Below are 5793 nucleotides of genomic sequence, written 5' to 3' on the forward strand. Positions count from 1 at the left end.
GGCGTACGTCGGCCGCGAGCCCTTCCTGGCCGGCGCCCGCACCTACTTCAAGCGGCACGCGTACGGCAACACCGTGCTCACCGACCTGCTGGACGCCCTGGAGGAGACCAGCGGCCGCGACCTGACCGCCTGGTCGGCCGCCTGGTTGCAGACCTCCGGGGTGAACACCCTGGCCCCGCAGCTCACCGTGGACGCCGAGGGCCGGATCACCGAGCTCGCCGTCGTCCAGGACGGCGGCGTGCTGCGCCCGCACCGGATCGCCGTCGGCCTGTACGACCGGGACGAGACCGGGGCGCTGGTGCGCACCGCGCGGATCGAACTCGACGTGACCGGCGGCCGCACGGTGGTCGCCGACGCCGTCGGGCTGCACCGGCCGGCCCTGGTGCTGGTCAACGACGACGACCTGACGTACTGCAAGGTCCGCTTCGACGAGGGCTCGCTGGCGACGCTGCGCGCCGCCCTCGGTGACGTCCGGGACGACCTGGCCCGGGCGCTGGCCTGGTCCGCGGTGTGGAACCTGACCCGCGACGGGCTGATGCCGGCCCGCGACTACCTGGCGCTGGTGCTGGACTTCGCCGGCCGGGAGTCCGAGATCGGGGTGCTGCAGTCGCTGCACCTGCAGGCGCAGACCGCGCTCGACCTGTACGCCGACCCCGAGTGGCGCGAGGAGGGCGGCCGGCTGCTCGCCGAGTGCGCCGTCCGCGAGCTGCGCGCGGCCGTGCCGGGCAGCGACCACCAGCTGGCCTGGGCGCGCTTCACCGCCGCGGCGGCACACGGCCCCGAGCAGCTGCGGCTGGTCCGCGGCCTGCTGGAGGGCACCGCCCGGATCGACGGTCTGGACGTCGACCAGGAGCTGCGGTGGTCGCTCTGGCTGGCGCTCGCCGCGGCCGGCGCCGCGACCGGCGAGGAGATGGAGCAGGAGCTGCAGCGGGACAACACCGCGAGCGGCCGCCGCCAGCTCACCCAGTGCCTCGCCGCGCTGCCCACGCCCGGTGCCAAGGCCGCCGCCTGGACGGCCGTCGTGGACTCCGACGAGCTGCCGAACGCCCTGGTGGAGGCCCAGATCGCGGGCTTCGCGCAGGCCGGTCAGCGGGAGCTGACGGCGCCGTACACCGAGCCGTACTTCGCGATGCTGGAGGACGTCTGGAAGCAGCGGTCGATCGAGATCGCGATGCGGATCGTCGGCGGCTTCTTCCCGAAGTACCAGACCGGGCAGAAGACCCTGGACGCGGCGGACGCCTGGCTGTCCGAGCACGAGGGGGCGGCGCCGGCGCTGCGGCGCCTGGTGGTCGAGTGCCGTGACGACCTGGCCCGGGCCCTGCGGGCGCAGGCCTGCGACCGGGGCTGACCCGGGGGACGACGAGGGGCGCGGGGATCCGCGCGGCGGGACGGCACACGCGGTGCCCTTCCGACTCGCGCGGATCCCCGCGCCCCTGTTGTCGCTGCCCCTGTGCCCCGGGCGCCGCCGCTACTTGAGCGTGGCCGAGGTGAGGCCGGCCTGGACCTGGCGCTGGAAGGAGAGGTAGACCACCAGCACGGGCAGCATGGCGATCGTCATGCCGGCGAACAGGGCCGGGGCGTCGCTCTTGTAGCCGGACTGGAAGGCGAGGTTGACCAGGCCCTGGGCGAGCATCGAGTGGTCGGCCTCGCCGGCGGTGGTGGGCTGCATCAGGGTCACCGGCAGGATGTACTGGTTCCACTGGCCGAGCACGTTGAAGATGCCGACGCTGATCAGGCCGGGCTTGGCCATCGGCACCATGATCCGGAAGAACGCCCGGGTGTGCGAGCAGCCGTCCAGCATGGCCGCCTCGTGCACGGCGGTCGGCAGGGTGCGGAAGAACGAGTACATGAAGAAGACGGTGAACGGCAGCGAGAACGCCACGTACACCAGGATCAGGCCGAGGTAGCTGTTGAGGCCGAGCAGCGGGCTGACCTCGCCCAGGTTGCGGACCATGAAGAACAGCGGCACCAGGGCCAGGTACACCGGGAACATCGCGCCGGCGACGAACAGGTAGTAGATGACCTTGTTGCCCCTGAACTCGTAGCGGGCCAGCACGTAGGCGGCCATCGAGCCGAGCAGCATCGTCAGCGTCAGCGAGCCCGACAGGACGATTAGGGTGTTGACGAAGAATCCGCCGATGCCCTTCTCCCAGGCGCGGCCGAAGGCGTCGAACTTGAAGGTGTCGGGCCAGCTCCAGGCGGAGCCGTTGATCTGGGCGTCGGTCTTGAAGGAGCCGAGGACGACCCAGGCCAGCGGCAGGACGATCATCACGGCCCACAGGGCGAGGAAGCCGTGCGAGAAGACGTTCAGCACGCCGCCGCCTTCGGCGAAGCGCTGCGGGCGGTCGGTGGGCCGGCTGCCGGCGCGCTGGCCGGGGAGGCTCGCGGCCTTGTCGAGAGTGCTCATGTCGCCGTCCCCGCTCAGTACTCGATCTTGTCGCGCTTGGTGACCCAGAGCGAGACGATGGTCAGGATCAGCGTGAAGAAGAAGATCACCACGCCCATGGCGCAGGCGTAGCCCGCCTCGCCGTTGCGCAGGAAGCTGCGCATCAGGTACGTGGAGATCAGCTCGCTGTGGTGGTCGGGGCCGCCGCCGAAGTAGGCGCCCGGGGTGATGCTGGAGACGAGGGCGAAGGCGTCCATCGCGACGATCGCCAGGTATACCCAGGCGGTCTGCACGGTCTCCCAGAGCAGCGGCAGGGTGATCCGGAAGAAGGTCTGGGCGCGCTTGGCGCCGTCCAGCAGGGCGGCCTCGTAGATGTCCTTGGGGATGGACTGCATCGCCGCGGAGAACAGCACCAGGTAGAAGCCGACGCCGGACCAGACGAGGACGGCGAGCACGCACCAGAGCACCATGTCCGGGTTGGACAGGAACTGCACCGGGTCGTTCGCCGAGGCCAGGCCGAGCTTGATCAGGATGCCGTTGGCGAGGCCGCTGCCGTCGGTGCGGTAGACGGCGCCCCACAGCACGGCGAGGATCGCGATCGACAGGACCTGCGGGAAGAAGAAGACCACCTTGTAGAAACCGGCGCCGCGGACGCCCTGGACGCCGCCGGTGCCGGTCTTCCCGCCGACGTTGAGCATGAAGGCGAAGAAGAGCGCGATCAGTATCGTCACGATCGGCAGCAGGACCAGCAGCAGCAGGTTGTGCCACAGCGCCCCGCCGAAGACCTCGTCATCGAGGAGTCTCGTGTAGTTGTCCAGGCCGATGAAATTCATCTCCTGGCTCGCCCCGGACCAGTCGGTCAGGGAGTATCCGAAGGTCTGTGCGTACGGCCAGAGCACCAGGCCGACGTACAGCACGATCGGGAGGAAGAGGAACCCCACGATGAAGGGGTACTTGCCGTGACGCATGCGGTCACTTCTCCTGTCCGTCAGGCGGGCGCACCGGGGGCGGTTCGGGGCCCCCGGTGCGCTGTTCGAGTCCGACCGGTCAGGCGGTCTTGTTCTTGGTGGCCGACTCCTTGGCGCGCTTGATCCACTCCGCGGGAGTGATGCGCTTGGCCATGAGCTCGCCCGAGGCGTTCTGCAGGTCCTCGTCGAACTTGGAGGCGGTGTTCGGGTACTGGAAGTTGAAGGTGTTGGCGGCGGCCGCCTTCAGCGCGACCACGGTCGAGGCCGTGCCGGGCTTCAGCTGCACCTCGGGGCCGACGCCGTCCTTGAGGCAGGTGAGGCTGTTGGCGGTCTGGGCGAACTTGCCCGAGGCCTCCTTGGTCAGCATGATGCGCAGCAGCTCCAGGCCGCCGGCCACGTTCTTGGCCTTGGCCGGGACGATGAAGGGCTCGCCGGCGCCGGCGCGGATGGCCTCGAAGGGCAGCTTGTCGCCGGGCAGCGACGGGATCGGCAGGAACTTCATGTCGAAGTCGGCCGGGGTGGTCGGCAGCTGCTCGTTCTCCAGCCAGGAGCCGGAGGGGATGAACGCGGCCTTGTACTGGTTCCAGGCGGTCTGCGACTCGGTGTGGGTCATGCCGTTGGTACCGGGCAGCAGGAAGTCCTTGTCGACGACCTGGAAGAACGACTCGACGGCGGTCTTCACGGCCGGGTCGTCCCAGGCGGCGGCGTCGAGGCTGTCGATCCGCTTCATGAGGTCCAGGCCGCCCTGCTTGGCGATCATGTCCATCATGACGACGTTGATGTAGTACGGGTACTTGCCCTGGTGGGCGAGCGGGGCGATGCCCTTGGCCTTGATCTTGCCGCAGAGGTCGATGAACTCGGCCCAGGTCTTCGGCGCCGTCCAGCCGTTGTCCTTGAAGAGCTTGCCGGAGTACCAGAAGCCCCAGACGGTGTAGACGTAGGACAGGTTGTAGACCTTGCCCTTGACGGTGCCGGACTCGATGGTGCCGGGCATCAGGACGTCACGGATCTTCTTCGACGGGTCGTCGATGTAGGGCGCGTCCAGCAGCGGGGCGAGGTCGGTGAGCTGGCCGGAGTCGGCGAGGACGTCGAGCTTCATCTGCTTGGCGCCCGAGTCGTCGATGACGTCCGGCGGGGAGCCGGCGTTGAAGCGCGGCTGGAGCTTGCCGGTGACGTCCTTGTCGGCCTGGTGGTTGATCTTCGCGCCGGGGTAGCTCTTGGAGTAGATCTCCTCGAACCGCTTGGCGTACTCGTTGCCGTAGCCGCCGTCGAAGATGAAGACCTCGAGGCCCTCGCCGTCCTTGACGCCGAACGGGTTCTTCGCGTCGGTCAGGTTGTAGCCTGCGGCGCCCTTCGCGCCCTTGTCGCTGCTGCCGCCGGTGCCGCCGGCACACGCGGTGAGCAGGGAGCCGCCGGTCGCAGCGAGCACGGCGATGCCGGCGGCGCGCTTGAAGATGTCCCGGCGGTTGTACTCGGTTGCAGAGCCCATGAAGTGTGCCCCTAGCCCCTCGATGTCCAAGAAGATGGTGATGCCGCGGGGTATGACGAGATGTCAATTCCCGGTCTTTCAGGCCCGCCTAGCGGCAACTGCGCCGGTCAGAGGCGTGCGGTCGATGCGCACAGGTATAGTCCACTGTTCACCCTCCGGCAATAGTCGGGCCGCTGGATGGGTCAGGTTGGGAGTCAAAGCGTTGCGGGCGGTGCAGCATGTGCAATGCGCAGGGAGCCTGCCCATTGCGGCCGCCCGACCGGTACCGAGAAGGTAGCGCGTTCTTGCGCGTTTGAACATGGAAACGCGCAGCTTCGCGCATCAACGAACCGAAATCGTGATGCCCGAAACTGCGCGTCCGGACGGCCGGAAGCCGGTGGTGACCCCCGGCCGTTACCTCCCCGGCCGTCACCTGCCGCCCGTCACCTCCGCAGGCCGGCGTCCAGGGCGGCGACCAGCGTCCCCTGGCTGTCGTCGTTGTCGAGCGACCACGCCATCACACCACCGAGGCCGTTCACGGCGACGTAGCGCGCCTTGCGGGTCAGCAGATCGGGTGTGTCGTACGTCCAGAACTCGGTGCCGTCGTACTTCCAGGTCGCGCCGTGCCGCCGGTCCTCGTGGACGGCGCCCGGCAGGTCTTTGATCCGGTTCCAGGGCAGGTTGCCGCCCTGGGCGAGGCCGGTGGCGCTCTGGTACAGGCCGGCCCGGCCGCCGTCCGGCACGCCCGTCCAGCCGTAGCCGTAGAACGGCACGCCGAGCACCGCCTTGGCCGCGGGCAGGCCCTTCGCGAGGTAGTGCCGCACCACCCGGTCCGCGCTGTAGCCGGCGTTCGCCGGGGACGGGTCGGCCGGGTCCGAGTAGAGGTTGGCCTGGTGGTTGGTCGGGCCCTGGGCCTCCCAGGGGCCGTGCAGGTCGTAGGTCATGAGGTTGAGCCAGTCCACCGACTTGGC

The 5793-nt window shown here is 69.2% G+C and carries 5 protein-coding genes; 1 reads left to right on the forward strand and 4 read right to left on the reverse strand.

Annotation, left to right across the window (positions count from 1 at the left end; all coding sequences use genetic code 11):
* On the forward strand, positions 1–1348 hold a 1348-nt coding region (locus tag ABZ641_RS23905; RefSeq protein ID WP_359984725.1), incomplete at its 5' end, for a M1 family metallopeptidase.
* Between the two features lie 120 nt (positions 1349–1468).
* Here the strand turns inward: ABZ641_RS23905 and ABZ641_RS23910 are convergent.
* The 4 genes from ABZ641_RS23910 to ABZ641_RS23925 all read right to left on the reverse strand — a co-directional run.
* Positions 1469–2407, reverse strand: a complete 939-nt coding sequence (locus ABZ641_RS23910) for a carbohydrate ABC transporter permease (protein WP_344627925.1) — start codon at positions 2405–2407, stop codon at positions 1469–1471.
* Between the two features lie 14 nt (positions 2408–2421).
* The gene (locus ABZ641_RS23915; RefSeq protein WP_344627924.1) at positions 2422–3354 is read right to left on the reverse strand and encodes a sugar ABC transporter permease; all 933 of its coding nucleotides are present in this window, start codon (positions 3352–3354) and stop codon (positions 2422–2424) included.
* Positions 3355–3433: 79 nt separating this feature from the next.
* Positions 3434–4843: an N-acetylglucosamine/diacetylchitobiose ABC transporter substrate-binding protein gene (ngcE, locus tag ABZ641_RS23920; RefSeq protein ID WP_344627923.1), complete on the reverse strand. Its 1410-nt coding sequence runs from the start codon at positions 4841–4843 to the stop codon at positions 3434–3436.
* 422 nt (positions 4844–5265) lie between these two features.
* Positions 5266–5793, reverse strand: a 528-nt coding sequence (locus ABZ641_RS23925) for a glycoside hydrolase family 18 protein (protein ID WP_359984728.1), incomplete at its 5' end; no start/stop codon positions are given.

Origin of the sequence: Kitasatospora sp. NPDC007106, assembly GCF_040634455.1 — a bacterium.
Classification (GTDB): Bacteria; Actinomycetota; Actinomycetes; order Streptomycetales; family Streptomycetaceae; genus Kitasatospora; species Kitasatospora arboriphila.

Excerpts from the sequence above, each read along its gene's own strand:
- ABZ641_RS23910 (WP_344627925.1), bottom strand. The coding sequence starts at position 2,407 with ATGAGCACTCTCGACAAGGCCGCGAGCCTCCCCGGCCAGCGCGCCGGC.
- ABZ641_RS23915 (WP_344627924.1), bottom strand. The coding sequence starts at position 3,354 with ATGCGTCACGGCAAGTACCCCTTCATCGTGGGGTTCCTCTTCCTCCCG.
- ngcE (WP_344627923.1), bottom strand. The coding sequence starts at position 4,843 with ATGGGCTCTGCAACCGAGTACAACCGCCGGGACATCTTCAAGCGCGCC.